3 protein-coding genes are annotated in these 2,287 nt (G+C 53.3%); all 3 read left to right on the top strand.

Annotation, left to right across the window (positions count from 1 at the left end; genetic code table 11):
* Positions 1 to 167 precede the first annotated feature (167 nt).
* The 3 genes from ABRP88_RS11265 to ABRP88_RS11255 all read left to right on the top strand — a co-directional run bounded on the left by ABRP88_RS11265 (position 168) and on the right by ABRP88_RS11255 (position 2,253).
* Positions 168 to 1,346 (top strand): sensor histidine kinase, encoded by a 1,179-nt coding sequence (locus ABRP88_RS11265; protein WP_349837248.1) that lies wholly within the window; start codon positions 168 to 170, stop codon positions 1,344 to 1,346.
* A 92-nt stretch (positions 1,347 to 1,438) separates the two neighbouring features.
* Complete coding sequence (locus tag ABRP88_RS11260) at positions 1,439 to 1,594, top strand: hypothetical protein (protein ID WP_023024136.1); 156 nt, start codon at positions 1,439 to 1,441, stop codon at positions 1,592 to 1,594.
* A complete protein-coding gene (locus ABRP88_RS11255) occupies positions 1,579 to 2,253 on the top strand; it encodes a response regulator transcription factor (RefSeq protein ID WP_284850319.1) in 675 nt (224 codons plus the stop codon). Before ABRP88_RS11260 ends, ABRP88_RS11255 begins: the two co-directional genes overlap by 16 nt.
* Positions 2,254 to 2,287 lie beyond the last annotated feature (34 nt).

Here is a 2,287-nt window from a genome sequence, read left to right as displayed (position 1 = left end):
CCGAAAAAATGGCCGAACTGCTAAGCTATGCCACCGAAATCTAAAATCGTGTTTCCACGACCACTAGAATCCGCCGGTTTCACGCTTCCAGGCCTTAAGCTAGGTGCGAGACGCCACAAGCCCTTTCATAACTATTCAGTCTGAGCACCAAAGAAGCGCATTCCACCGTGACTTTCACCCCACCACCTCCATTTCGCCACCGCCTTCGCGCGGCGATGACCCTACAGCGCACCGCAGCGCTGATCGCCATCATTTGCTTGGCACTTACCCTTTTCGCCGCATTCCTCACCCCAACTAAACACCAGCTTTCAGCGGCAATTGTCGGGTTAATTTTGACGGCCATCACTACATCTGCCTATCGGTACCCGAAGACAATGGCAGTGGGTTTTCTGGCAATTTGGATTATTGCCATCCTTACCGTGGGAATCCCCTACGCCAGTTCCGTTTTCTTAGCCCCAGTATTCCTTGCCGTATTCGCTTTCCGCAGCACCAAATGGCAGTCGATTCTTCTTTGCGTAGTGTTTTGGCTGGTAGGGCTGGTAGATCCTAGTACGTTGCGGCTAGTCCTCAATCCAACACCGGCACTGATCTGGGGAATTTTCTTGGTCATTAGCGCCTTCATCGGTAGCTCACTTGCCCATTCCGCACGGCGCTATAAAACCGCCATGGTGGAGTGGAATAACGATGTCAAGCGCCGACAGTCCGACCTAGCTGAAACCCTGCATAACTCGGTAATTTCCAGCCTTACCGTCAATACCATGCAGCTAGAAGCGCTCAGCTTGGAATACGCCAGCACACCGGAGCTCAGCCGCCGCCTCGATGAATTAAGCGATGCAATGCGCTCGTCGATGTCTGAAATACGCGCTTTAACTAAAGTCTTGCGTTCCAATATTGACGGCATCAACGACGAATTCAGTTTTAAACAAGCCGCACGCCCTACAAGCCTTGCACAGGTACTGGCCTGGGAAGAAGGACAGCTATCAAAGCTCAACCGCACTCCAATTATCAACGTAAGCGGAGAAGATTTTTGCCCCCAGTTTTCCCCCTCTGTTCTTGACTCGGTCGTAGCCATCACCAGGGAGGCTTACCTCAACGCCGTCAAGTACTCGCCGCCTGGGGCGGAAATTACCGTGTCGGCGCAACCGCATTTGGGATGGACGATCCTTACTATCTGCAACCCTATTGCCAAGCCAACGAGCACCACACCGGAGACCTCCTCCGGCATAGGCATTAATTCGATGACGCGCCTCGCAGCAACTATCGATGCCCGGTTTGAAGCCGGTCAGGTCGACGATCACTGGGAGCTCACGCTGGCACTGCCCCCATCTGCGCATGAACAACGTTAGTTTGTTCACCTTCACTGGCAGCGCCACCATCCCTTTACTACACTTACGTATGTTTCTTATAAATCCGGTTTTTATATAAAAGGAGTCGTGCCATGCAGGCTGCTCTCGCTAGCTTTCTCACGCCCCTCATGCTGTCCGCCTCTCTCTTCGGCGCAGACCTCACCCCAGGCGATCTCCCACAAAATAACAAGTACGAGTCTTCGGCAGAGCTCGTCTTTGGCTGCCCAGCCCCATGGTGCTTCAAGTAAAGACTTCGCTGCTCTTAGTCGATGATGATCCACTGGTCATCGAGGCACTCGGCCACTATTTCGCTGCGGCCGAAGATATGGAAATCATCGCCGTCGCAGAAAATGGGAAAGCCGCATTACAGCAGCTAGAACAGCACGATGTCGATGCCGTCATCGCGGATATTCATATGCCGGAGATGGACGGCACAGCGCTGCTGCGCGAGCTAAATGAGCTGCCTAATCCGCCGGTATTCATTGCTATGACCGCAATGGATAATGACGACACCCTAAGGGAAGTCCTATCCAATAAGGCGGCAGCCTATATCCTCAAAAGCTCGAAGCCAGCCTATATCTTGGACACGGTACGCGAGGCCGTCCGCGGTGGCACGGTCGTAGCTCCCCAACCATTAACGCGCTTATTCCAACAAATGCCCGAGTGGAGCGAAAACGATGCTCAATCCCCGTCTGCGGTTTCCGCCCCTGAGCACCATATTTCGCCTGCTCAAGCGCAGATTCTCGATTTAGTGTGCGAGGGAAAATCCAACGAAGAGATCGCAAAAAGCACCCACTATGCCCCGGGAACGGTAAAGAAATACGTTTCTAGCCTGTTAACGGAATTTCACGCCAAGTCTCGTCTTGAACTAGCGGTCAAAGCACTAAAAGCGGGGTACGGCAAATAGCTGCATAGGCGCGAATGGCGCCCGCCCCCAATCG

Origin of the sequence: Corynebacterium sp. KPL2734 (genome assembly GCF_040225595.1) — a bacterium.
In the GTDB taxonomy this organism is placed as follows: Bacteria; Actinomycetota; Actinomycetes; order Mycobacteriales; family Mycobacteriaceae; genus Corynebacterium; species Corynebacterium rhinophilum.
This window is presented reverse-complemented; position numbering and strand designations above follow the sequence as displayed.

Bases quoted from the DNA above. Each gene is read 5' to 3' on its own strand.
- ABRP88_RS11260 (WP_023024136.1), top strand. From the start codon at position 1,439: ATGCAGGCTGCTCTCGCTAGCTTTCTCACGCCCCTCATGCTGTCCGCC.
- ABRP88_RS11255 (WP_284850319.1), top strand. From the start codon at position 1,579: ATGGTGCTTCAAGTAAAGACTTCGCTGCTCTTAGTCGATGATGATCCA.